The 25,748-nt window shown below is 41.2% G+C and carries 21 protein-coding genes; 12 read left to right on the top strand and 9 right to left on the bottom strand.

Annotated features, from left to right (window positions below; all coding sequences use genetic code 11):
* Positions 1-136: 136 nt before the first annotated feature.
* A complete protein-coding gene (locus V7K53_RS14240) occupies positions 137-997 on the bottom strand; it encodes a phosphate/phosphite/phosphonate ABC transporter substrate-binding protein (RefSeq protein ID WP_335198156.1) in 861 nt (286 codons plus the stop codon).
* A gap of 181 nt (positions 998-1,178) precedes the next feature.
* On the opposite strand from V7K53_RS14240, the gene V7K53_RS14235 reads away from it, so the two are divergent.
* Positions 1,179-2,093 (top strand): c-type heme family protein, encoded by a 915-nt coding sequence (locus V7K53_RS14235; protein WP_335198155.1) that lies wholly within the window; start codon positions 1,179-1,181, stop codon positions 2,091-2,093.
* A gap of 64 nt (positions 2,094-2,157) precedes the next feature.
* Here V7K53_RS14235 and V7K53_RS14230 read toward each other — a convergent pair whose 3' ends face one another.
* From V7K53_RS14230 to V7K53_RS14215, 4 genes are all read right to left on the bottom strand, one after another.
* Positions 2,158-3,618, bottom strand: a complete 1,461-nt coding sequence (locus V7K53_RS14230) for a serine/threonine-protein kinase (RefSeq protein WP_335198153.1) — start codon at positions 3,616-3,618, stop codon at positions 2,158-2,160.
* A 165-nt stretch (positions 3,619-3,783) separates the two neighbouring features.
* Complete coding sequence (locus tag V7K53_RS14225; RefSeq protein ID WP_335198152.1) at positions 3,784-4,110, bottom strand: DUF4278 domain-containing protein; 327 nt, start codon at positions 4,108-4,110, stop codon at positions 3,784-3,786.
* A 504-nt stretch (positions 4,111-4,614) separates the two neighbouring features.
* Positions 4,615-5,154 carry a calcium-binding protein gene (locus V7K53_RS14220; protein WP_335198151.1) on the bottom strand — a complete coding sequence of 180 codons (540 nt, stop codon included), beginning with the start codon at positions 5,152-5,154 and terminating at the stop codon, positions 4,615-4,617.
* Positions 5,155-5,773: 619 nt separating this feature from the next.
* Complete coding sequence (locus V7K53_RS14215) at positions 5,774-5,944, bottom strand: hypothetical protein (RefSeq protein ID WP_335198150.1); 171 nt, start codon at positions 5,942-5,944, stop codon at positions 5,774-5,776.
* A gap of 421 nt (positions 5,945-6,365) precedes the next feature.
* On the opposite strand from V7K53_RS14215, the gene V7K53_RS14210 reads away from it, so the two are divergent.
* The 3 genes from V7K53_RS14210 (at position 6,366) to mltA (ending at position 9,676) form a co-directional block, all read left to right on the top strand.
* The gene (locus tag V7K53_RS14210; RefSeq protein ID WP_335198149.1) at positions 6,366-7,790 is read left to right on the top strand and encodes an ATP-binding protein; all 1,425 of its coding nucleotides are present in this window, start codon (positions 6,366-6,368) and stop codon (positions 7,788-7,790) included.
* A gap of 368 nt (positions 7,791-8,158) precedes the next feature.
* Positions 8,159-8,413 carry a hypothetical protein gene (locus V7K53_RS14205; protein WP_094348386.1) on the top strand — a complete coding sequence of 85 codons (255 nt, stop codon included), beginning with the start codon at positions 8,159-8,161 and terminating at the stop codon, positions 8,411-8,413.
* Between the two features lie 3 nt (positions 8,414-8,416).
* A complete protein-coding gene (gene mltA / locus V7K53_RS14200) occupies positions 8,417-9,676 on the top strand; it encodes a murein transglycosylase A (protein ID WP_335198159.1) in 1,260 nt (419 codons plus the stop codon).
* A gap of 71 nt (positions 9,677-9,747) precedes the next feature.
* Here the strand turns inward: mltA and V7K53_RS14195 are convergent, their stop codons facing one another.
* Positions 9,748-10,617 carry a DUF5895 domain-containing protein gene (locus V7K53_RS14195; protein WP_335198147.1) on the bottom strand — a complete coding sequence of 290 codons (870 nt, stop codon included), beginning with the start codon at positions 10,615-10,617 and terminating at the stop codon, positions 9,748-9,750.
* A 254-nt stretch (positions 10,618-10,871) separates the two neighbouring features.
* Positions 10,872-11,564 carry a haloacid dehalogenase type II gene (locus tag V7K53_RS14190; protein ID WP_335198146.1) on the bottom strand — a complete coding sequence of 231 codons (693 nt, stop codon included), beginning with the start codon at positions 11,562-11,564 and terminating at the stop codon, positions 10,872-10,874.
* A 380-nt stretch (positions 11,565-11,944) separates the two neighbouring features.
* Between V7K53_RS14190 and V7K53_RS14185 the strand changes: the two genes are divergently transcribed.
* Genes V7K53_RS14185 through V7K53_RS14170 form a run of 4 tightly spaced genes read left to right on the top strand, consistent with a single transcriptional unit; the run spans position 11,945 to position 16,655 of the window.
* On the top strand, positions 11,945-13,702 hold the full coding sequence (locus V7K53_RS14185; RefSeq protein ID WP_335198145.1) for a ScyA-related TPP-binding enzyme: 1,758 nt from the start codon (positions 11,945-11,947) through the stop codon (positions 13,700-13,702).
* Positions 13,703-13,715: 13 nt separating this feature from the next.
* Positions 13,716-14,858, top strand: coding sequence for a 3-oxoacyl-ACP synthase III family protein (locus V7K53_RS14180; RefSeq protein WP_335198143.1), 1,143 nt, complete (start codon positions 13,716-13,718; stop codon positions 14,856-14,858).
* A gap of 40 nt (positions 14,859-14,898) precedes the next feature.
* Positions 14,899-15,903, top strand: coding sequence for an SGNH/GDSL hydrolase family protein (locus tag V7K53_RS14175; RefSeq protein ID WP_335198142.1), 1,005 nt, complete (start codon positions 14,899-14,901; stop codon positions 15,901-15,903).
* A complete protein-coding gene (locus tag V7K53_RS14170) occupies positions 15,900-16,655 on the top strand; it encodes an SDR family oxidoreductase (protein WP_335198141.1) in 756 nt (251 codons plus the stop codon). The genes V7K53_RS14175 and V7K53_RS14170 overlap by 4 nt, the downstream gene beginning before the upstream one ends.
* 164 nt (positions 16,656-16,819) lie before the next feature.
* Here the strand turns inward: V7K53_RS14170 and V7K53_RS14165 are convergent, their stop codons facing one another.
* On the bottom strand, positions 16,820-20,416 hold the full coding sequence (locus V7K53_RS14165; protein ID WP_335198140.1) for an NB-ARC domain-containing protein: 3,597 nt from the start codon (positions 20,414-20,416) through the stop codon (positions 16,820-16,822).
* A gap of 441 nt (positions 20,417-20,857) precedes the next feature.
* On the opposite strand from V7K53_RS14165, the gene V7K53_RS14160 reads away from it, so the two are divergent.
* Positions 20,858-21,037, top strand: coding sequence for a CopG family transcriptional regulator (locus V7K53_RS14160; protein WP_289796777.1), 180 nt, complete (start codon positions 20,858-20,860; stop codon positions 21,035-21,037).
* Between the two features lie 497 nt (positions 21,038-21,534).
* Here the strand turns inward: V7K53_RS14160 and V7K53_RS14155 are convergent, their stop codons facing one another.
* Entirely contained in the window at positions 21,535-21,681 is a 147-nt protein-coding gene (locus V7K53_RS14155) for a ribbon-helix-helix protein, CopG family (RefSeq protein WP_335198158.1), read from the bottom strand.
* 1,023 nt (positions 21,682-22,704) lie between these two features.
* Here V7K53_RS14155 and V7K53_RS14150 point away from each other — a divergent pair.
* The 3 genes from V7K53_RS14150 to V7K53_RS14140 all read left to right on the top strand — a co-directional run bounded on the left by V7K53_RS14150 (position 22,705) and on the right by V7K53_RS14140 (position 25,748).
* Complete coding sequence (locus tag V7K53_RS14150) at positions 22,705-23,205, top strand: fatty acid hydroxylase (RefSeq protein WP_335198139.1); 501 nt, start codon at positions 22,705-22,707, stop codon at positions 23,203-23,205.
* Between the two features lie 382 nt (positions 23,206-23,587).
* On the top strand, positions 23,588-23,782 hold the full coding sequence (locus tag V7K53_RS14145; RefSeq protein ID WP_335198138.1) for a hypothetical protein: 195 nt from the start codon (positions 23,588-23,590) through the stop codon (positions 23,780-23,782).
* Positions 23,769-25,748 carry an ATP-binding protein gene (locus V7K53_RS14140; RefSeq protein WP_335198137.1) on the top strand — a complete coding sequence of 660 codons (1,980 nt, stop codon included), beginning with the start codon at positions 23,769-23,771 and terminating at the stop codon, positions 25,746-25,748. The genes V7K53_RS14145 and V7K53_RS14140 overlap by 14 nt, the downstream gene beginning before the upstream one ends.

Below are 25,748 nucleotides of genomic sequence, written 5' to 3'. Positions count from 1 at the left end.
TCTGCTTAAGATTGTCAATTTTCCAGCCTCAAGCCTGTTTGTTTTCAACTCGGCGTTCCTGAGTCGTTTTTTGCTGCTTAGTCTAAACTCCAGTTTTTAAAGAAAGCAAAGATTAAAAGTATTGTTATTGCTTTAATTAAAATAAACGAACAGGTTTATTTTGCAGCTTGGAACTAATTGAACTTACCCGATCGACCACAGAAATCATGTATTTGTAATCTGGTACTTGTCCATTAGGTACATACCCCACTTCTTGAGCTAAACCTGAAGGCGATTCACTCATCACTTTGCGGATAAACTCTTGACGGTTACGTTCTACATTCGGCCCAATTAAGACTACACCTAATGGTACATAATGAGGGTCTTTAAATAATATGCGGAATTCGGTTGGCGCCAATTGTGAGCTGTAGAGGCTTAATTCCGCCTCCGAAACGGCACAGGCGATCGCTTTTCCTTGAGCTACCAATTCCAGTGCTGCTTTGGGTGTGGGTGCAAACAGTATCTCAGCCAGCGTTGTACCATAAAGATTGTAAAGAGGAAAATAATATCCTGTTGCTGAACCCAACTGTCCTAAAGCCACTGTTTTGCCTTGCAATTGTTTCAAGTCAGCGATCGGATTATCTTTACGAACAACAAAGATTGAACGTAAATTACTAATACCAATTAAAGGAAATAGGGGAACATATTGGTGACGTGCGATCGCAATAGCCGCTAAACCCGGTGGAGCAAATACTAATGACCAAGCACGAGCATCAAGGCGCTCAACCGCTCTATTTTCATTAAAAACAGGCTCTAACTGAATATATGAGTTTGTTTTTTCACCTAAGTAACTATTAAATTTAGCATATTGATTAATTATCTGTTCGCCTCCACCATAGTTGATTACACCAATAGTTAACGTGCCCTCAACCCCATCTCCATCTTGTGGTTTGCAGGCAGCAAATGTAAAACCTAGTAGATGAAACAGAAATAAACGACGGGGAAATCGCACAAACATCACTAATTATAGTTAAGGAAATAATTTGGCTTTCAGGACTAATTTAGATAAACTTGACTGCTGCTTAAAGGGGTTATATTGCAGCAAAAAATTAATATTTATTTAAATATTGTTGAGAAGCTTTTTAACAGGTATAAATAAATATTAGACAAACTCACAGGCTACCTTCGTTGCTTAGGTTATGTTAAACAACATTACGTTAAAAAACTTAAAAATAGGTGCTAAATTTAACTTGCTTTTAATATTAGTTTTCATCATCAGTATTTTAGGAAGTGGCGTTGCCTTATCCAGTGTACTTCAAAAGAGAGCGCAAAATGAAGTAAGTTCTCAAGCGGAGATTCTCATCCAAATGGTGAATGCAGTTAGAGATTATACACAAAATCGTATTGCTCCCCTATTAGAACCTAGATTAGATACTAACCCAACATTCCTGCCTGAAGTAGTACCAACTTTTTCCTCTAAAGAGGTTTTTGAAAATTTTCGTAAAAAGCCTGAATTTAAAAACTTTTTTCATAAGGATGCAACACTTAATCCAACCAATTTAGCGGATAAAGCTGATAATTTTGAAACTCAACTTGTCGAGCGTTTTCGCAATGAACCTAATACTCTAGAAATTACAGGCTTTCGTAAATTGTCAGAAGGCGAAGTATTTTACATTGCACAACCACTAAAGATTACACAAGCCAAATGTTTGCGATGCCATTCTACACCAGATCGGGCTCCTAAAAGTCAGTTGCTAAATTATGGCTCAGAAAATGGTTTTGGCTGGCAACTCAATCAGATTGTTTCTGCTCAAATAATCTCTGTTCCTTCTCAAGATATTTTTGCCAATGCCAAGCAGACTTGGATATTGATAATGGGACTTTTAATTGCGATTTTTGCGATTGTAGTTTTCTTAATTAACTTCTTAATTACAAAATATGTGATTCAGCGCATCAGAAGAATAGAGAAAATAGCTCAAAAAGTTAGTGTTGGTGATATGACCGCTGATTTTGAAGAAAGCTCTCATGATGAAATTGGCGGGTTAGCAGAAGCATTTAATCGGATGAAAGCTAGCTTGAAAATAGCTCTGGAAATGCTGAATAATCAAGTTTAATAAGTCGTAATTCATATTCGTAATTCGTAATTCGTAATTAACAAGGACAAAAAGGCTTACAAATTCAAGATAGTAAGCGTTGCTCAAATTGCAAAGCTTTTTGAGGTTCGGGGATTTGTGATGCTAAAATTTTCACAAATTCTGCACGGGAGATTTGTCCAGAAGATTTCCTAGCTTTTTGAACTAGAAACTTAGCTATTGGGCCAATTAAATTAGCCAACTCACGTTCGCACTCTTCCAAAAATTTGTCACTGATGACTTGAGATTCTTGGTTTAGTAAATTATTTGAGTTAATACCAGATTGTTCGGATTTAACAGTAAGTTCTTGTAGTAACGTAGGTTTCTCTAGTAGAAAGATGGTTTTCTTCTTAAAATCAATTTGTTGATTTTCTTGAAGATGAAGGGCTAATTGACTAATTAATTCTTCATAATTGGACGCTGATGCCGCAACTTGTCGTAGTAATCTTGAGGCAATGGGGCCGACAAATTCTAAAAGAATTGTTTCTAAGCGATTGTAATTTTCCCCAGACAGAATAGAAGCAGTCGGATACCCAATTGAGTTTTGCTGAGAAAGCGAAGCTTGAGGCGGTTGTGTAAAATCTGGTACTTGAAGTGATTGCGCTTCTACCTGGTAATCTTTGCGATAATATTCTTGCTCTTTGGGTGTCAAAGATGGTAGTTGAAGCGATTGCGCTTCTCCTTTAGTATCAAGCTTCTTAAGCACGTGTAAAACTTCAGCCGCAGACTGATAGCGCTGTTTAAAGTGATGTAGCACCATCTTAGATAGCACAGAAGCCAACTCAGAACTGACGTTAGCTTGATGCTGCCAAGAAATTTCTCCTGTATTTGGGTCTTCCTCAAAGTTTATCGGATGTAACCCTGTCAGCGATTGTATACCAATAATGCCCAAGGAATAAATATCACTGTTGGGGCGGGGCTTACCTTGCCCCTGCTCTGTAGACATATATCCGGGAGTACCAATAATAATAGTAGCCCCCGTGTGCCCTGCAATTGTGAGGAGTTGAGTTTGGACTTGTTTAACAGCGCCAAAATCAATCAGCACTAACTTACCGTCTTGTTGCCGCCTAATTATATTGTCCGGTTTGATATCTCGATGAATAACGTTGTGGCTGTGAATAAATTGTAGAATACCCAGAACCTGTTGGAGTAGTTGAATGACTCGATCTTCTGTCCAACGTTGATTGAGGAATAGTTCCGCTTTTAGGGTGTGTCCTTCAATGAACTCTTGCACCAAGAAGAACTCTTGGTTGTCTTCAAAATAGGCTAAAAGCCGAGGAATCTGGTCATGATAGCCCAGTTTTTCTAGTGTTTCTGCCTCACTAGTAAATAGCCGTCTGGCAGTTTTGAGAAATTCAGGGCTACGAGTGACGGGCTTAAGGTGTTTGACAACGCATTTTGGAAAACCTGGCCGATGGGTATCTTGGGCTATGTAGGTTTGACCGAATCCACCTCCACCTAATATCTGGAGGACTTGGTAACGTCCGTCTAATAATTGTCCTAACATTATGTCACAAGCCTTAATTCCTCAAATTAATCTTGACACAACTACCAGCTTTGGTAAGGTTTGTTCAGACAGAAAGTAGGTAGTGCCAAAATTTCAAGCAAGATTTTTTGAGGATTGTATTACAAGTTTATGACTAACTAGACTCCAGATCGGCTTGCAGGCATATTATTGTTGAAGCTTTAATAATTCCTCAGAAATCGCCAGTGCCTCAGCTTTTGAAGTAGTTGTTGGTTGAGAAACTACGCTAACCTCTCCTAATTGAGTTTTATTTACAAAATAGGTTATTCCCCGAAAGCTCAATTTATAGGTTACTGGTACTAGAGGAACTTCCGCCGATTTGGAATTTGGATCGACACGATAGTTAACGCCACGGTACATCAAATTATAAGCTTGCCCAATTTGAGGAACTGGTTGAAATGGCTGTTCCGTTTTTTTGCTGCCAACTTTGCTTGAGTCGTATTCGTAGCTCAGACCACGATAGTAAAGTTTCATAATTTTCGCTTCCTGAATAACTGTTTTTCAACAATGCCAATGACTTATCAGAGGTTGATTGGAATGTTATGCAAGAGCTAAACAAACTTACACTTTTTCAGTGAATTTGTGTAAATACTCGCATTTTAAGTGCTTATCATTACTATCAATATCTTTGAGATTGGATTCAGGGTGGATTAGAGTCAGAGTATAAACTGACTATCTTGGTAAAGAATCTTATATTTAATTTTTGCTCATGTACAGCCAAAGACTCTAAAATCTTTTTGGGATTTTAGAGTCTTACATCCTTATAGAGTGCGATGAAATACGATACAACAATGTCTGTTACTACAACAAGGGGAACCCCAACAACACACTGGCTTCTTTTAAGTGCCGTGACAAACTAGTTTGTGTTACTAAAAGCTTTGCTCATTTTCGGGGATTCGGTCATCGCATTACTTACGGGTGCTGTGCGCGATCGCAAACTTTTAAGCGCGAATGCAATCTTGACGAACAAAGTGCCAACTAGACAAAGATAAAGTCTCTAGATAAACTGACATTGGTAGTGTCTTGAACGACAGCAATCAACTCACTGCCATAGTAAACTTCTGTGTCTATAAGCGAACTGCCACTCCAATTTGAATACCCGAAAGAGTATTGACTAGAGTTACCAATGGTTTGAATATAATCAACAGAGGCATTCCAGTCAGTAATGGTAGCGAAACCAAAATCTTGGTATGAAACACCCCAAGAACCGCCAAGAACGAAAGTATCAGAACCTGAACCACCAACCAGAGTATCGTATTCTACGCCACTAGTTGCATAGCCGTCAAGGCGGTCGTTGCCGGCTCCACCATAGAGGGCATCATTGCCAGATCCACCGTAAAGGCTGTCATTCTCATTACCGCCGTATAATTCATCGTTGCCAGCAGAGCCAGACAAATAATCATAGCCGTCGTAGTCATAAGGGCCAGAGCCATAGCCTGAAGAGGGATAGCCGTAGATAACGTCGTTACCACTGGTGCCATAGATTGTATCGCTCAACGAGGTGCCGTAAGTAGCCATTTGAGTTTCTCCTGAGAATTTGTGTTTTTGATTTGTTATTTAATAAAGTAGTGTTCATTCAGCGGTTATTGCTTATGCATAACAGGCAATTTCCTCTGCTTCAAAACGTTGGATATCTTTCCAATTTATTGAACAACAAGTATTTCATCCTGCGGAAAAGTTCAAGTTTACCTAGCTATGGCGCTCATTCGAGTTCACCCATCTTAAAACTAGAACCCTTGGATGTAACCCGATCTCAATTGAGTGATATAACTTCAAGACAACTTGCTATCCTGTTAATTGAATTATTCCTTGATACCCAAAAACGTTTATAGGTTGAGTCTGTCCTTTTTCCCCATTTAACTCAACCGAAGTTGACGAACTTAAGAACCAACTTAAAGACTTCTTAAACTCGATTTTCTCAAGCTATACACAAGAATTATTTCAGCCACTGCCAAACTTAATTCCCCACTCCCTCTTCTTCCTTAAGTTCGGCGAAACTACCTTAATTTCAGTATCGAGCATTACAAAACTTAATATTAGTTTGTCCGAAAAATACAATTGAAGTTATAGCAAACAGAAGAATAGCGATCGCTTTCCAGGGAATTTTGTAGATAGGGGTTGCAGATATAAGAATTTTTTAACCGCCTCTCCCCAAATTTCGATCGCCTTCACAACAGCTAAAATATTTTCTCTGTTCTGCCAAAACGCTCTCAATATCAATTGCGGCAGTCAACGTTTCGATATCAGCGATCGCTCTATAGAACTGAAGAGAAAGGCGATCGCATCTGGGAATTTGACAATACTTCACTCTGATTTCAAGCAGCCTGACTCTTGCAACTGCTATAAAAATGAGCAATTCGCGATCGCGGTTTTAATAACCAACTGTAAAATTACTTAATGTCCGTACAAGAACAAAGCAAGTAACATAAATTTAGCTGGATAACTTGGCTTCATTCAATCTTTTCTTTTAACTTTTACCTGATTTAGATTCGCAATAGTGCATCGCATCTGTGTTCCCTAGCATAATTATTTAACAAATCTTTTAAATGAGTTCAGCTTTTACAATCAAGGTTTGATTGAGATTTAGATAACTTTGTAGCTTTCGCAGCTTAAGTTATTTACTCCTGAATTGTGCCAGTTATCTTCTGTTTGCTGCTACATCTTAAAGATGTGCTACAGACGGTCATGCCAAACCATAAAAAATACATTTATAACCTCTGAGGTTCCCAATGAAATCACAACACAGGAGCCGTAGACGTGGTGTAATCCTAACGCCCCAAGGATTGCAGAAACTCCAAGATGCAAAATCTAAATCAGAACATTATGACAATTTCGATAAACATTATACTCGTGAAGTCTTAAGCTTTCGCATAGGGTTAGACTCCGATACAGTGACAAAGGTATTTGCCTGTGAAATAGGGGTAGATCGCCAAACTCTGAAGTACTGTTTTCAAGCATTCAACCTACAACTAGAACCTCATGACTATCAGTTTTCCAATCAGGATATCAACCTACAGGAAAACTACACAAAAATTAAAAATCAAATTGATTGGGGAGAAGCACCAGATGTATCCCTTTTTTGCGGACGCACGGAGGAACTGGCAACCCTGAAACACTGGATTTTAGCTGAGTCTCCTACAAATGAGCCAATACCCTGTCGTCTGATTACGATATTGGGTATGAGTGGGATCGGTAAAACCTGGCTATCCGTGAAACTAGCTCAACAACTTCAGGATCGGTTTGAATTCGTGATTTGGCGAGCGCTCCTCCCTAATACTTCAGTTAACGATCTCCTAGCAGACCTGATTGCCGTCTTATCTAATGGAAAAGAAACCGATCTGCCAAAACTATTCAATCACAAAATTTCACGGCTGATTCATTATTTGCAACGTCATCGTTGTTTACTGGTTTTAGACGGTGCTGACAGAGTTCTCCAAGAATGTGCCGCCCCAAAGATCGCCTGTCGAGACTGTATCTGGCTTCAGCACACAACCATCGGAGAGTACTGCGAGTTTTTTAGGAGAGTGGGAGAAGCCACCCATCAAAGTTGCTTAATCTTGACCAGTCGTGTCCAATTCCATGAGATCGCCTCACTTGAAGGAAAGACACGACCTGTGCGAGTATTCTCTCTCCAAGGATTACAGGTTACAGATATACAAGAACTTTTCAAAACAAAAGGAATCTTTAGAGGAACACCAGAGAACTGGAATCGATTAATCGAATCTTATGGAGGGAATCCCTATGTGCTAAACTGCATTGCCACAACGATTCAACAGTTATTTGATGGCAGCATCACTGAATTTTTAAAACAAAAAGTTACAGTTTTTGGTACAATTCTTAACAGTTTAGACCAAGAATTTGACTGCCTGTCGGACACGGTTAAAGTAACGATTCAATGCATAGCAATCAATCGTCAACCCATTTCTTTTTCACAGCTACGAGCAAAGATGCCATCCTCTGTTTCATCCCAAGAACTCTTGGAAATCTTGGAACTACTGCAAGCGCGATCGTGGATTGATGCCAAATCAGGTCTGTTCTCTCTCCAAACGATGATTATTGAATATATCAAATCTTTTATTCTTGACGAGAAGATCGCCAAATTTCAGCCGAGTCCATTTCTGGATCGAGAACATCAACGTCAGGTAGCAAGCTAAAACTGCCAGGGGAACTTTTGTCTAAGACTATGTTTCTTTGAGTTCATTACCATAACACCCAACAATAGCAAGAAGCTTTCGTGCATCTAGATTGTACTTTTTGGAGGCTGAAAAGTTCACTGTCAGATTTTCAGCTTGAAAAATTAAATCCATTTCAGCTTTATCTAGACAATTCGGCGTTTAGCTGCATCTGCTTCTTGAATATACCTTGGCAAAATTTTAAGCACTATTACTTATTGACAAATTGTTTATGACCTAAAACTGCCAAGGATGCCCTCCAAATCCCCCTGCTCCCGTATGCTTACCCTTTTCATTCGGGGGTTACGTGGTTAACAATAGGTTGAATGTTTTTTAAATGATTCAACTTTATGGCTAGAACTGCAAATGAATATGCCGTATACATCCTACTGGAAAGCGGCCACCGAGAAGAAGTACGTTTTCCTACTATTCAAGAGTTTCAGAAATGGTATAGTGGCGAACTTGTACCAAAATCTGCTTCTAATGACTTTATTAGCGTGCCGATCAAAAATATTCAAGGGGAATATATGGTAGTACGCCCTTCTCGGATTGTGGCAATCCGGGTAGAACCGATTTTTAGTTCCAGTGTTGAAAGATTCAACTAAATGATGAGAAAAACCCTTGCTTTGCTTTCCTTGAGTCTAGGAATTGCCCTCGTAAACCCTCTCTGGTCGGCTGTTGCTCAGGTTCCTAACTTACTGCCGTTGCCACTACCGACTACTCCCGATCTTCCACCTATACCAATACCGATTGCTCCTGAGATCGCGCCGCCGCTAAAACCAATCACTATCGGAAGCGATTGTACTGTCCGGTCGACTTGCTTGGGTTGGGATGAGCAAATTTGGAGTCAAAGAGGTAAAACAGGCGATCGCAAAGCGCTGTTGGCTTCCATTGATAACAGTCTGCTTTACCTAACAAAGGGTGACGCGATCGCAGCATATCAAAATTATCCAATTCGGGAAATTACCCTCGATCGCGTCCGCCGGAGTTTGTTGCGTTTCCGCCAACTGGTTGTCAGTTCTAAGTCAGCAGCGCAATTACAAGCCGCTGTCCGCCGTGAGTTTGTCTTCTACCAGTCCGTGGGCAATGATGGCAAGGGTACTGTTAAGTTCACTGCTTACTACGAACCTGTTTACACCGCTAGTCGTGTCAGAACTGCAATCTATAAGTATCCCCTTTATCGGCTACCACCTGATTTCAGCCAATGGCCGAAACCCCACCCAAAACGAATTGATTTGGAAGGAAAGGATGGTTTACAAGGGAATAAGAGCAAATTACGCGGTTTAGAACTGCTTTGGTTTCGCGATCGTCTAGACGCATACATGGTACATATCCAAGGTTCTGCCCAAATTAAATTAACTAATGGCAAGACAACATCAATTGGCTATGCCGGTGGAACTGATTACCCTTGGACTAGTATCGGCAAAGAACTAGCCAAAGATGGCAAACTTCCACTGGAAGGATTAACAATGCCACGTCTGATTAGTTATTTCCGACAAAAGCCCCAGGAGTTGAACAATTATCTGCCCCGCTGGGAACGATTTATTTTCTTCCAAGAAACAAGCGGTAGAGGTGCTACTGGTAGTATTCATGTGCCAGTAACAGCAGAACGTTCCATTGCTACAGATAAGTCTCTCATGCCACCGGGAGCGTTAGCCCTGATTTACAACTCATTTCCCTATCCTGCCAGTGGTGGCAAACTAGAGAGGCGTACTGTCAGCCGCTTTGTGCTTGACCAGGATACAGGAAGCGCCATCAAAGGGCCGGGCCGGGTGGATTATTTTATGGGGTCTGGTAAACTAGCGGGTGATCGCGCTGGCGTCACAGGTGGTAATGGTTCATTATATTATTTGCTGCTCAAAGAATAAAGTTAGGAGTTAGGAGTTAGGAGTTAGGAGTTATTAATTCAAAACTCATCACTCCTCACTCCTCAGTCTCCTTAATACGGTGGATAAGCAAAATCATCTTCATCAGCATAAACGTAAGAGTTGGAAACTCCTGCCATTGCCAATTTGGGCGTTTCTGATTTTACAGGTTCCTTGCCAAAATCTTTGTATTCTTCAAAAGTCTTACAAATCATTGCAGACTCAAGAGAATCGGAAGCAATTAAATATTGCGTTAAAGTCCCTACTGTGGGATGTTTATAGTCCACAGTTGAAGCGACCAAAACTGTATTTGGTTCAATACCTCTTTCTTCACACTCAATGATGGGACAAAAAATCCCGTGGGCGTGGAACAAAGGTCCTTTTGATGTCAAAGGTTGCTTGCGGTAGATAGCATAAGCTTTTTCTAGTTCAGCAACGAATCCGCTAACTACTTTGCCTTGTTGATATTCGCAGTAGGTTTTGCTGAAACTCGCTCCAGCTGCACCATTGAGAGTTAGTTGTAATGGTGATTCATGTAAAAACTTTTTATTCTCACCCACTATAAAAATTAGATAGCGAGTAAAGGTTTTAAATTTAAGTTTGTCGGCTAAAAAAGCATCATAATTATCTTTGAGCGTACCCAGTTTTAGGCCACTTTCCCGGTCTTTAACAGACAATGGTCCACGACGCACTATGACCAGGCGTGGAGTAGCGCTAATAAAGACTGTTTCTACTCCAGAGCTAAATTCATGCTCAACTTGCTGCCAATTATCATCTGGCACAAAGCCGACAGCATTGGCATTATCCAGCTTAATCGCCAAACCGTGAGATTGTATACCATCTGTGCCATACCGAGGATTAATCATCTGACACCAGGGAAGGACTTGAGAAGGCGGTGCATTAAATTTCTCGTCTTCAAAGTCGAAATTAGCAGATGCTTTCATCGTTTTAGGCTATCAAAGTGTTTTATTGAACAAGGTTATCGGCAGGGCGCTGATCCTGGAAAGCCAGTTATATGTTGTGGTTTCCAAAGTTTAAGAAAATCAAACTGACGTAGTATTTTTTCTAGAGTAAGACAGAATCAATCTATGTTGCAATCCCTGTTTAGTTTTTTAACAACAAATTCTTTCTTTGGCATCTCTCTATCTAAATGCGATCTACTTTTTGTTCCTCTCGTGGTTAAATTCACTCTAGCAATTTACTGTGAACTTAAAGCAGCGAGAGTCTTCAAATCAGGCACTTCTAAATCAGGTTGAGTGACTGCTGGTAAATTTGCACTAACCCCTTGCTCTGCTCGACGATTTACCCAGACTGTTGATAATCCTAGAGATTTGGCTGTCACGATATCATGATATACACTAGCGGCAACGTGTAATATCTGCTCTTGGGGCAAATCAATTCTCTCAATAGCCAGTCTAAAGTTGTTGAAGGAGGGTTTGTAGCTTTTTGCCTGTTCTGCTGTGATTATCTCGTCAAATTTCACCTCCAAGTGCTTTGCCGAGAAAGCAAAGAGATCGTCATCTACATTTGAGATAATTACCAGCTTAAACTTTTGCTTTAAAGTTCTAAGTGCCTCAACTGTATCAGGGAAAGGCAGCCAATGCTGAATCGAATTGGCAAGTGAATTTAGTTCGTCAGCAGTTGGCTTAAAGCCAAATCGTTCACCAAATTTCTGAACTACTCTTTTCAAAACTTCTCGATATTTGATATATTCTCCTTTTTCCAGTTCTGCTTCAAATTCAGCAAAAATATCAAGAATTTGATCGTTATCTAAATTAGTGTTGTGTGTCAGCAGAAGTGGTTTTAGCACCCCTAATATGCCATTTTCCCAATCAATTAGGGTTCCGTAACAATCGAAAGTTAAAGCCTTATACTGATTTAATTCAATCACCTTTTTATACTCCAGAGCTTGATTAATAGTGTTCAGTTTTCACAAACTAAAAAGACGGGTGAACCCATCTGCGTTGGCACAGCCCGCACTTCGACAAAGCTCAGCGACCACCGCAGGCATCGCCACATCCACTGTTCTTGAAGTCTCTAAACATTTTTTCTATATCAGGGCAATGCGGAACTTATAGGTTGCTCAAAGATTGGCAAAGTTAACCACCAAGGTAGTTTTACTGTTATACCTGCGTTAGAGAGCAGTTCTCACCGAAGTTGTATGGGCGTTATCCAAACAAATTCATATTACATTGATATTACAAGATTACTAAGTTTAGGTGTGGGATAATAGTTATTCCAGAAAGGAAATTATTCCTAAGTATAGTTTGTATGGATGTGAAATTTCAGGATACACAAGCGAATACCACTAAACAATTAAACTCAAGTAAACAGCTATCTAATAGCAAGGCATCCGAAACTTTTTCGGTAGCGGAAGCAGTGGTAAAAATCCTGGAAGATATGGGAGTACAGTATGCCTTTGGTGTATCGGGAGGTGCGATCGCGCCAGTGTGGGCTGCGCTACACCAAAGTTCCATCCAGGTGTTGCACTTTCGCCATGAAGCTGGGGCCGCTTTTGCAGCCATTGAGGCGTATTTTGCGAGCGATCGCCCGGTTGTGGTATTCACTACTACAGGACCGGGGATCACCAACGCTTTAACCGGGTTATTTGCTGCACGTTGGGAAGGTGCTAAAGTTATTTTTCTGTCGCCTTCAACATCGGCACCGCAGCGTGGACGGTGGGCATTCCAAGAAACTAGCAGTTACACCATGCCTAGTGTAGGGCTGTTTACCTCAGAACCAGTGTTTCATTATGCGACGGCTATCGAATGCAGTGATGAACTGTCAAAGGTTCATCGACGGTTGACACTTGGTATAGCCCGACCAGATGGCTTTCTAGCACACTTAAATATCTCCACTAACATCCAAACTAGTTCAGTTAAGACATCATTGCCACGAGTGGTTTTTTCTTTTGCTCCCGCAGCCGTAAATGAGGAAACTATTGCAGAATGTACGCGGTTGCTTTCAGAAGGGCCATTTGCCATTTGGGTCGGCTTTGGTGCGCGAGGTGCAGCAGCAGAAATTCGTCAACTTGCAGAAGCGACGGGAGCGGCGGTGATGTGTTCACCTAGAGGCAAGGGCATTTTTCCCGAAAACCATCCTCAATTTGTTGGTGTTACAGGTTTTGCCGGACATACGTCAGTTTTAACGTATATGCAAGAACAACGACCTTTACGAGTGTTGGTGCTAGGAACGCGCCTCAGTGAGTGGACTTCGTTCTGGAATTCCGCGATGATTCCAAAACGAGGGTTCGTGCATGTCGATATCGACCCAGAGGTTCCAGGAACTGCATATCCATCTGCCGAAACGTTTGCCATCCAATCCGACGTGGGAATGTTTGTAAAGACACTGCTAAAGTACTTTCCCCAACACCAAAATCAGTTAACAGAACTGTTGCTGCCTTGTTCTAAGCCTGTAATACTGAATCCACGTGCAGAGGGCCCAGTACGACCGGAAGTACTCATGGATGCAATTCAACGGCAAATAGTTGAAGGAAGCGATGCGGTTGTCATGGCTGAAGGAGGAAACTCGCTAGCTTGGGCAATTAACTTACTGCGATTTGCCAAACCAGGTCGTTTTCGAGCCAGTACCAGGTTTGCATCTATGGGTCATTTCGTCACAGGCGTCGTGGGTGCTTCACTGGCACGCAATGGTAAGACCGTCGCCATAGTTGGAGATGGTGCCATGCTAATGAACAATGAGATAAGCACGGCTGTAAGATACCAAGTTGCTGCCGTTTGGATTGTACTAAACGATGGGCGTTATAGCATGTGCGATCAGGGAATGGCTTTGTTAGGGTTCAAAGATGTAGATGTAGAGATTCCGCAGGCGGACTTTGTCAAGATAGCTTGTGGAATGGGGGCTGAGGGCATCCGCGTTGAAACAGAACCTGAAATCCAAGCAGCTTTAGAGAAAGCGATGGCCTCAACCTGTCCGTACGTTGTTGACGTAGTAATTGACCCAACCCGGCTTGCACCAATTAAGAGTCATATTCACAATCTGATTGCACAAGGTGCTACGAATTACTAAGAGGAGATTTGTCATGGTGCATCACCCAGTAGGTATTCGCGCGATCGCAGTTAACTTTCCCAGCGTCAGACGTACAAACGATTATTACAGAGAGAAATACCCAGATATAGTTGCTCAAGTCGAGGAAAAAAGCTTGGGAAGGCTGTTTTCGCTTGCTGGCTCTACCCCCAGCAACGAGTTTGACTTGGAGATGTTGCCATATCTGTCAGATCCTTTTCGTGGTACTGTCGAACAACGGGTACTTGCTCCAGGTGAATCATCGCTGATGCTGGAAGAGCGTGCAGCTTGTGATGCTCTCAAAGCAGCGAAGCTTAATCCTGAAGAAGTCGATCTAATGCTCGTAGCCTCGATTTGGCCCGAACAAATCGGATTTGGTAATGCTGCTTTCCTTGCCCGAAAACTGGGACTACAAGGTGCTGCATGGAATCTTGATGGAGCTTGTGGTGTTACCCCAGTAGCATTGCAAACTGCCTGTGCTTTAGTACAAGCAGGTGAGTACCGTAATGTACTGGTAGTAATTTCGTGCACTTACTCTCGCTTTGTCGATGAGGACGATACCGTTTCCTGGTTTCTTGGCGATGGTGCTGGAGCCTTTGTTATCGGTTCAGTCAAACCTAACCAAGGAATACTCAGTACAAAAACTGTTAATACGAGTTGTTTCTGTGACTTATTAACCTTAAATATTACAGAAAACCAGCAAGGCAATCCACGAATTCGTATGCAGTTGAACAAGGATGCAAAAAATGCGCTCAGTGAAGAATCGGCGCAGCTTTTACGTACCTGTTGCGAAGGTGCTATTTTGGCAGCCGATTTAACTCTCGATCGGATTGACTTTTTTCTTTTCAATACAGCCACAGCTTGGTTTTCAAGCTTCTGTGTACGTGTACTTGGTATTGACTCAGAGCGCACCCTTAACCTCTATCCTCTGTACGCTAATATTGGGCCAGTACTTACCGTGGCCAATCTTTATCACGCTGCACAGATGGGTAAAATTCGTGAAAATGATTTGGTTCTCGTTTATGGGTTTGGCGCCGCAGGAGTCGCCTCTGCAAGTGTGATGCGTTGGGGTAACGTAATGCTAGGTCTTTTTCCACATCAAGGCGAACCTGAATCAGCACTGAAAAGTTTTTTAGATCGTAGCTTTGCTCCTTATTAAAGTTATCTGTCAAGATTTAAATAATACTCTGTAGTTAATCGTGCAAAAACAAATTCTGGCGGTGGGCTTTTACCTGTTATCTTTGATATTTCCGCTCAAAGTCTCGGCAAAAGATTATGACGAGATTTATGTTTTTGGAGATAGCTTTTCCGATACGGGTAATGTATTTAATGCAACTAACGGAATCGTGCCCCCAAATCCACCTTACTTTAATAAACGTTTCTCCAATGGTCCGGTTTGGGTGGAATATCTCGCCTCCGATCTAGGGATAACTTTCAATCCGAACACAAACTTTGCCTTCGGTGGTGCAACTACAGGATTCAAGAATATAGGAATCAGCACTCTATCGGGATTACAACAACAAATCAACAGCTTTACAACAGCAAATCCGTCTGCCGATCCAAACTCCCTTTACATCTTGTGGGCGGGTGTTAATGATTATTTCGATTACTTTTTCCAAGGCACTCCCAACCCTACGCAGGCAGTTACAAATATATCAACGGCGGTAAAATCACTTGCTGCTGTTGGAGCTACAGATATCATGGTATTGAATCTGCCAGATTTAGGAAAGTTTCCAGTTACAGGCGGTAATAGTCAAGTTTCTAGCTTACTTAGCACTTTTACCAGTAAACATAACTCCAGCTTGACCACAAACCTCAACCTTTTGAGTCAGGAACTAAACCCTAATGTCAACATTATTCCTCTTGATGTTAATTCTCTTTTTAATCGGATCGTTGCAGAACCGGAGGAATTCAGTCTCACGAATGGAACTGACTCCTGCATCGGAGATTCACCAGTGGTGCCGATTGAAGTTACCACACAGCAAGTTATATGTATCCCAGACAAGTTTTTGTTCTGGGATGAAGTCCATCCAACGACTGCCACTCATAAGCTAATCGCAAAATTAGCATTTTCAGCGCTTGAGCCAGTGTCTGTCCCTGAACCTTCTGCGGTATTAGGAGTCTTAGCTTTTGGTGTAGGTGCAGTATCGAGCTATCAGTTGGTGCAAAACAAAGCAATCAAAAGGGAAGGAACACACCTATGACAGGTCAATTACATGGGAAAGTCGCGCTGGTTACAGGGGCCTCATCAGGTATTGGTCGGGCGAGTGCGATCGCATTTGCAAGCGCTGGAGCAAAAGTTGTGGTTGCGAGTCGTCGGCTCGCCGAAAGTGAGGAGACCGTGCGTCTTATAAAAGATATCGGAGGTGAAGCTATTTTTGTCAAGACTGACGTTTCAAATGCTGCTGAAGTAGAGGCACTGGTAAATAAAACTGTAAAAACTTATGGTCGTTTAGACTGCGCTTGCAATAATGCTGGGATTGGGGGCAATCCCGGCTTAATCACCGATGATATTTCAGAAGAAGACTGGGATCGTCTGGTTAACGTAAATTTCAAAGGAACGTGGCTCTGCCTCAAGTACGAAATCAGGGCGATGCTCAAACAGAACGGCGGGGCGATCGTAAATGTGGCTTCCGTCGGTGCTGTCGTTGGTGTACCTGGTTATGCCATCTACTCTGCCACAAAAGGCGCAGTCATTACCCTAACTAGAACAGCAGCAATAGAATATGCTAAATCTGGTATCCGAGTCAATGTCGTGAGTCCGGGTGCTACGGAAACTGATATGCTAGCTAGTCTTCCCGTAGATTTAATTGCTCAACTTCCAGCAGCGCATCCAATAGGACGTATTGCCAAGCCTGAGGAAATTGCAAAAACTGTGGTTTGGTTGTGCTCAGATGCAACTTCCTTCATCACGGGGCATAATATGATGATTGATGGAGGATATACTGCACAGTAAGGCAGGATAGATGAAGGTAAGGGTGACAAGTTCACAATTTCACTTGTATCAAAAATATCTATTTTGTCAACAACAAGTATAGAATTTGAAGGCATTTCAAGATATTGAATTAAGATATTGAATGAAGAACAAAGGGCAATCACTGTAGTAGTATAAAATTACTGCTAATCTTTATGCTCAACCGCTCCTAAAGCTTTTAGAGTAGCAACAGTCGCCAAAGTTACACCTGTAATAGCTGTAACGTTCATGGCTTCATAAGGTCTAGAGCTAAAAAGAATTTTCAGACATTCACCTGTCAAAATATCCCAAAGCTTAATCGTCCCATCTTCACTACTACTAGCTAAAGTATTACCTTTAGGATTAAAAGCAACTGACCAGGTTAACTTAGTGTGTGCTGATAAAGTTTTCTCGCAATTGCTTGTGCTGACATCCCATAGCTTTACAGTTTGGTCTCCGCTACCACTTGCTAATGTGCAACCATCCATACTAAAGGCAGCGGAATATACGCAATTAGTATGCCCATGCAAAGTTTTAAGACACAATCCGGTGCTAACATTCCATAGTTTTACTGTTTGGTCGCCGCTGCTACTTACCAATGTCGTACCATCAGGACTAAAGGCAACTGACCAGATCCAGTCAGTATGACCTTGCAGAATCCGCAAACATTGCCCAGTGCTAACATCCCACAGTCTTATTGTTTGATCGTGACAACCGCAGGCTAATATATGACCATCTGGGTTGAAAGCGACTGACCATACCCGATGAGTTTGTCCCTCCAGAATCCGCAAACATTGCCCAGTGCTAACATCCCACAGTCTTATTGTTTGGTCTTCACTACCACTGGCCAGCATTGTGCTATTGGGACTAAAGGCGACTGATAATATTCTATTACTATGTCCGTGCAAAGTTTTGATACATTTACTGCTGTTAATATCCCATAGTTTCACCGTTAGATCCTCACTACCACTAGCAAGGATGCTACCGTCTGGGTTAAGGGAAACTGATGTAACTCGATTACTATGCCCATGCAACGTTTTGAGGCATTTACCTGTACTGGTATCCCATAACCTCACCGTTTGGTCGCTACTACCACTAGCAAGCATGGTGCCTTGAGGATTAAAGGTAACTGACCATATCCCATTACAGTAACCTTGGAAGGTCTTGAGACATCCACCTGTACTCACATCCCATAGCTTAACCGTTTGGTCATCACTACCACTCGCCAGGGTTGTACCATCAGGATTAAAAGCAACTGACCACACTTTGCTACCATGTCCTTTCAGAGTCTTGATGCATCCACCTGTACTCACATCCCACAGTTTAACTGTTTGGTCATCACTCCCACTTGCCAACTTACGACCATCTAAACTAAAGGCAACTGAATTTATTAAGTCAGTATGACCTTGCAGAATTTGAAGACATTGACCACTGCTGATATCCCACACCCTTAATGTTTGGTCATGACAACCACTAGCTAGCGAACTGTCCAAGCCAAAAGCAACAGACTGCACCCTATGGGTGTGTCCCAGCAAGGTCTTAATACATTTACCGATGCTGATATCCCACAGTCTCACCGTGCGATCGTCATTTCCACTAGCAAGCATTGTACTATCAGGACTAAATGCGACTGCCCATACCCGACTGGATGCCTGTAGAGTCTTAATGCATTGACCGCTGCCGACATTCCATAACCTTACCGTTGTGTCTTCACTGCTACTTGCTAGGATATTACCATCCGGACTGAAGCAAACAGACCAGATTCCACCGCTATGACCCTCTAAGGTGGCGAGGCATTGCCCGCTGCTAATATCCCATAACTTGACTGTTTGGTCGTCACTGCCACTGGCGAGAATACGACCATCGGGACTAAAAGTAACCGGCCAGATCCAACCCTTGTGTCCCTTGCAGGTGAGCAGTTGTTTTCCATCCGCAACTTGGTACAGGCGAATATCATTATTAGTATCTCCTGTTGCTAAAAGTTTTCCATCAGGGCTGAATGTCACTGAGTGAATCCCTCCCAGGGTTTCAGCAAAAACACATTTACTTAGATTGGCATAAGTAAAATTTACATTGTGCAAATTTACACTGCGTAGGTCTGCTTGCCAAACAGTCAGATAAGAAAAATCATAGCCACTTAGATCCGTCTCTAAATAACAAAGCAGATTCAGAATATTGCCAGCCGTATACCCTGGTTCTAGCGGAGATTCTTCTCGCAGTCTTGCAAGAATTTGAGTTAACCGACTTTCAATATTTTTTTTGCTTCTTAAGTCGTAAAGCAACCCATCTATGACTGGTTTAAGGATAAGGCGAACCTGAATATCTTTAACATAGTCTTTACCAGTCGCCTTTATCAAAGCATGACGCCTAAACAAATCAAAATTCTGAGTAACAATTTCTTCACAGACTTGTTCTATCAATCTACTAGTCATATACTCCATGACTACAGGCTGAAGTGTGAATAGTGCTTTACTTTTTTCAATCAGCGTAGGCGTTGGCATTAGCGTACCCCTACGGGGAAGCAAGCTACGCGCAGGATCTCGTAGAGAAGCCTTCTCAATTAGCGATCGCCTTAGCAGAGATTCCACAGCCTCCATTAATTTTGCTTGCGGTACTTGTGATGTAATATCATTTCGCAATTCTGGAAGCGCCATTGGCTCACGATTAATCGCTAGCCAATACATTATTTCCTTTTCTAAATCTGACAAGCGCTCAAACTGTTGCTCTAAGATATCGCGAATATCTCCAAAGACAGCCATGTCTTGTTGCAAAAAGTCAGTCATATTACCATCAAAGATATCTTGAATTGTCGTGGCAACTATCTTTAAGGCTAATGGATTGCCTGCGTAACGTTCAATCATTACTTTCCATTCATCTTCTGCCGCCGATAGTCCCTTGAGTTTTAAAATTTCTTGCCCTTCCGCCACCTTCAATCCACTCAGTGGCAATGAGCGAACAGGTAGTGCTTGGCCTTCCAAAAATGCTATTTCTCTGGGTTTTTCACGACTAGTCAGCACTAAGCAGCTTTGGTGAGTTGCTTCTCCTACCCGTCTTAAAAGCTCACCATATTCCTCATATCCTTCTCGATAAAGTCCGGCGCGGCTACCACTGCGGAGAATTGATTCTGCATTATCAAGGAGCACTAAACAGCGATAATTTTGTAAATAATAGAGTAGTCGCGATACGCGATCGCTAAAACTTTCTGGTAAGTTACTTTCTGTTTCTTGTTCGTCGGATACAAATTGGATTAAGTTACCTAGAATAATTTTAACAGGCGGTGCCTCTCGTAGCGATCGCCAGATCACATACTCAAAATTTTCCTGAATTTTTTGAGCAAACTTTACAGACAGTGCTGTTTTGCCAATACCTCCTATTCCCAATAGTGCAACCAATTGGCAGTGCTCATTGAGAATCCATTGCTCTAGTATAATAAGTTCTTCTACACGCCCATAAAAAGCGGAGTTAAAGATAGCCTCTCCCCAATCTAGACGAGTATTTGAGCTTGAATAGTCACTTTTATCTATTTTTAAGTTAAAAACTGAAAAAAGCTTCTCAATAGTCTGTTTGTCAACTCCTCCTTCCCGATTTAATACTTTCGAGATGGTAGCGGAATATAAACCAGAACGTACACTCATTTCTTCAAGAGTATACCGATTTCCAAAATTTTCTTTTGCTTCTGACTGATGCTTTGCTTCTTTAATTTTTTGTAAACCCTTGGTAGTAAGTGTAACGCCACGCTTACGTCTCCAATTCTGTAAAGTCATGTATTAACTCACTGTTCGTTTAATCACTTTTTATGAAAAGGAATTATCTACTAGGTTGCTATAGATATGGGGTAATAGCCATAACAAACGAATAATTTCATGTTGCAGAGGATTTAAAACAGGTATATTACCAAAATTTGAGTGATAAAAACCACCTTTGGTATCCACTCATCTCGGTAATTCAACGTCGCTTGCTCAACAGACTATCTGGACTTTAGGGCATTGCTAACATCATCTCTTCAGCCGAAAGTTTCTTTATTGCACTTGCTAACGGGAGAATTATTACGTATGTGTTAGTTATTTAATACTTCCTATTCTCCGTAATATTTTTGGTGCGTAAAGCTTAAGTTCAATCTCAAAATCTCGATTTTCACTGGTAAAGACAGCTCAGAATTGGCAATCTTGATAAGGAAAGTTTGTATATATCTAGCTTATCAATCAATGAATAAAACTGCTGCACTTAAATTTCCCCGTTTGACAACCTCCAGTCAAAAAAGAGCAATTAAGCGAATCACTATCAATTTGACATCAGATGAAGCCCAAAACCTTGAAAAGTATTGCGAACAAGCAGGCAAACTAGCAATAGACGTGATTCGAGAACTCATTCAAGCTTTGCCTTGACCTGCTGAACGTTGATGCCAAGTCTGAAAAGCGCCAGTTCAGAAGAGTTCTAGCTGAAGTAGAAGGTGTTGCAAATTTGGACAAAGGTTTCCAATTTTACTCTGCTCTGATGTGAGTAATTGCAAGAGCAGTAATCATAGATTAGATCCTCACGACTGTATATTTGCTACCTCAATGCTGTTGTTTGTTGTGAAAATTTTAAACAATATGGGTTAGAGATTATTTTCTAACGAAGATGACGACAGAATAAGGATAGTCATCGAACCAAAAAAATATTCTCTCACTTCTCATTGTGCAATTCAATAATAGCGATCGTGTCATCTTCTATTCGGCGCGCCCGCCGTAAATGAGCGCAGCACGCTATAAACTAAGTTTTTACGTTCCTCTCAATAATCACCAAAAATTACTATCTCTGAATTTAAGACCTCCAATTAAACCAAATTTTAATATTTATATCTTGAAAATGAACCAAGGTGAAATAATTCGCAAATCTACTTTTATGTTGGCAATGGTAAGGCTCGAATAAGTTCTCTAATTACATCCGTTGCTGGTCTGCCTGTCTGTTCGCAATATTTTTCCAGGTTTTTGGCTTCATTTGATGCCAGGTTTATAGTGATTCGCTTGACCGCCCATTTTTTGTTCATACTGAAATAGATAAATCGTGTAATCATAACTTCAAATCCTGATTTTACCTTCCAAATGGAAAGTAACCTAAATTTTGGATATACTGAGATACCCTTTCAATAGGACACGTTGTAAAAAAATATTACAGGTGTGCTTTACTGATTTACTAACTTGTCTATAAATGATAAAGGAAAAATCAATATTTGGTACTCTATCATTTAATTTTTTATCACTTTTAGCTTAGGCTGTAGCCTAATGCCTACCCGTTCGCTGCGCGTAGCAAGCTATGTGCAACATCAACTACAGGACAAGGGTGACACATAAAGTTGCGAGTGTCTACAACTTGAGTGAGCTAACGATCTAGAGTAAGGGAATACAAACGCACTTGGCAAATAAAGAGAAATTCTAAAATTATCGCTGTCTTTTCAATGTTAATTCATCATTGAAAGTGCAGGTTAAAAGCAATATTATTACTCACTTTATAAATAATATATAGCATCTAGTTAGTTCTAGACCAACCAATTTTTATAACGTTTCAATTAAACTATAAAACTACTTTATTCACCTCAATAACTCAATTAATATTGGCAGAATATCTATTTATATTATTCTAAATCGATTCATAATTGAAGATTAATTGCAATAAATTTAGAATTAACAATATTGTAGAAAGCCTTAACCTAAATTTGTACTAAGTTTAACTCAACCTTTGCTTACGCTGTATGCCTTAGTAAGAAGATTGTGTAGTAACTATGGCAAAATACTGTATCTCCATCTGGTTTTAGATGTATTGATACCATTAACCCAGAGTTAAAAGTCAAATTGGAGGTTCTTACGAGTTGCTGATTACTGCATTAAGGATTGGAGATTCATAGAAACTGCAACTAAACCAATTACATATACTCTGAGCCAAATTAGCTGGAGCGTAAACACATAAGACGCACAGATACTGCTTTAGTGGCAGAAAACTAGGTGTCTACGCCCACAGAATGACATTTGCATATTTTCTGTGGAGTTTTCTTAACTATTCTTGAGGAGTACAAATGCTTGAGGCTATCGCTGTTGCTTGGTTATTACTGTTTTTTGGCGATTTTCTATCTACATTCTTTTATCACGTACCCGAGCACGTTTTTGGTAGCCTTCATTTAAAAACGCATCACTCCTGGAAGAAGGACTTCCGCCACTATGCTATTTTGACTTTTAATCCCCAGGTTCTTTTAGATGGTATCTTGGGAGCTTTACCTTATGTACTTATAGCATTAGTATTGTGGTCTTTCTCTCCCATTGGCGTTATCTCTGGATTACTGCTTGGTCAGTTTCATGTATGGTGGAGACACATAAGTGTACTAGGTTGGCAAACTCCAAAGCCTATAAATATCTTATGTAAAATTCTATTTATTACCACTCCTGAGAGACACTGGTTACATCATCATAAAACTAATTTAGGTTTCGGCGATATTTTCACCTTCTTTGAACAACCCGCACAAATGTGGTTGCGCTGGCTGCGATTACTCAGACTTCGTTTTCGCGATTCTCGGATCTAACTAAAACTAGTGCTTACCTAAATACTTTTTAAAATTACCAAAAGAAGCTGCGATCGCAGCTTCTTTTAGTACACTAAAGGTGATTATTATACTCTCAGAAATACGCTCACCTATATACTCAAAAAGCTAATTCCTAATTTATGAGGAGTAGCAACAAAAGGCATGAATTTACCATAGATTTAAATCTATGCTTTTACCTAATTATTGTTTTTTTACTTATAGTTATTCCAACCGATCAAATAGTAAGCGAGTTACAAGGACGGAAGAATGCCTCTGGTAAAGAGTTTAAAGGTATTTGCTACCGCTCGCCTTCGCTGTTATATAGCTAAGGTTTTTGGGAAACCTAGTCTTAATTAGTAAATTATTATATCCCTAGATTTTTATGACAATTCCTCTCTTTTCGGGAGATGCTAGGCGTAGCTTACTTATACAAAGGGGTACAGATAGCTACGGTGAAGGTGGCAGGAGGTTGCAATACAGTGTAGGTTTGTCTTTGAGACACTACGGCAACGAATTAACACTGATTGCTAGAAATTTGCAACCTGCTCTAAATGAGGTGTTTCATGCCCGCAGTTAGCCTCAGAAAGATGCTCAACAAAAAAGAGTTGCCATCTCTTATTCATAACTTAGTCTACCAGTTCAACATCGCGATTGATGTTGAACTGGTAGACGGCACGAAACTGATTAGCATTGGGGAGCAAACAGTAGAAAACCGTTATCCAATAGAGGTTTCAGGAGAAATCATCGGTTGGGTTGTTGGAGAAGAACAGGCAACTATACTTGCAAATTTGCTCTCATTTCTGGCAAAGCAGGAAGCTGAGAAGAAAGTACTCGCCAAAGAATTGCTAGAGCGATATCAGGAAATTGATTTGTTTGACGATATCTCGACTCAACTGACAACAAGTTTAGATACGCGACAGATTGCCCAACTTGTGCTGCAAGAATTGAGTCAATTAATTGAATCATCTGCGGGGATGATTCTGCTTTTGAGTCCAGATGCAACTGCGTTTGAAATCATTGCCGAATTTGGAGTGTTTTTTGACCATAATCAGCCGGAACCGGGTAAGGGAATTATCGGCAACATTGTGCAATCCAACCGGGCCGAACTTGTCAATGATGTGCAAGCCGATCCGCGATTAGAGGGGCAAAAAAACATTGCTGCAATGATTTGTGTACCGTTACGAGCCAAAGAGCGGGTACTGGGAGCGATCGCCATTGGAACGGCTAAAACTGACTCATACAAGGCTGAACACCTGAAACTGGTAAGTATCTTTGCCTCTCAAACAGCGATCGCTATTGACAAAGCTGTGCTTTATGAGCAAAGCACTCAAGCAGCCCTCCAGGCAAAAGCCCAAACACAGAAGCTTCAGCAAGCTCTCCATGAGTTGCAATTGGCCCAAACTAAGTTGATCCAAAGCGAAAAAATGTCCAGTTTAGGGCAACTTATTGCCGGAGTTGCCCACGAAATCAACAACCCAGTTAACTTTATTTACGGCAATTTAAAGTATGTTGCCGAATATGCTCAAGACTTGTTGTATCTGTTGGAAAAGTATCAGAAATTCCTACCTGTTGCTCCTCCAGAACTGGAATCAGAGTTAGACAACATAGACCTGGAATTTATTATGCAGGATCTCCCCAAACTGCTAGATTCAATGAAACTGGGCACAAGTCGCATTGTTGAAATTGTCCAATCCTTGAAAAACTTCTCCCGCCATGACGAAGCAGAAATGAAAGCCGTTAATATCCACGATGGCATCGATGGAACCTTAATGATTCTTCACCATCGCCTGAAAGCAGATGTTCATCGTCCGGCAATTGAAATCGTTAAAGACTATGCAACACTTCCTCTGATTGAATGCTACCCCGGACAGTTGAATCAGGTATTTATGAACATCCTGGCAAATGCCATTGATGCTTTGGAAGAAGGTATAGAAAATTCGGGAGTCAGGAGTAGTTCCCAATCCTCAATCCCCAATTCCCAAATCACTATTCGTACCAAAGTCCTTGACCAACAATGGGTTGTGATTCGCATTGCTGACAATGGTCCAGGAATGAAGGAGGAGGTAATTCGCCACATTTACGATCCCTTCTTCACCACGAAAGATATTGGTAAGGGAACCGGGTTAGGCATGGCAATCAGCTACCAAATTGTTGTAGACAAACATGGGGGAATGCTCAAATGTCGTTCTCAACCAGGTGAAGGGACAGAATTCTGGATTCAGATTCCGTTAAATTGTGCATTTGCAGAAGCTACTGAAGAACAAAATTACACTTCTACCTCGCCAACTCGAACAACAGAATTATTCCATACTTCCGATACCGACGGCTTCATTCCATCAACAGCTCCAATGCTCAAACCGACGGATTTGCTGATCCGCCATACTCAACTGATCCAGCGGCTTTCAAAGCATAGTCCAGATGTGGAAGGTGCATCACCCGATCAAATTTACCAGATGTTCCAACGCCATCCAATTTCATTAAGGCTTTACGCCACTTTGTTGTCTTGGTTCTGTTGTTCTAACCCTAGCCAAATACGCCACTAA

The sequence above is a fragment of the Nostoc sp. genome (assembly GCF_036917355.1).
In the GTDB taxonomy this organism is placed as follows: domain Bacteria; phylum Cyanobacteriota; class Cyanobacteriia; order Cyanobacteriales; family Nostocaceae; genus Nostoc.
Note: the sequence above shows the minus strand (reverse complement) of the source record. Positions and strands in the feature narration are given on the sequence as shown.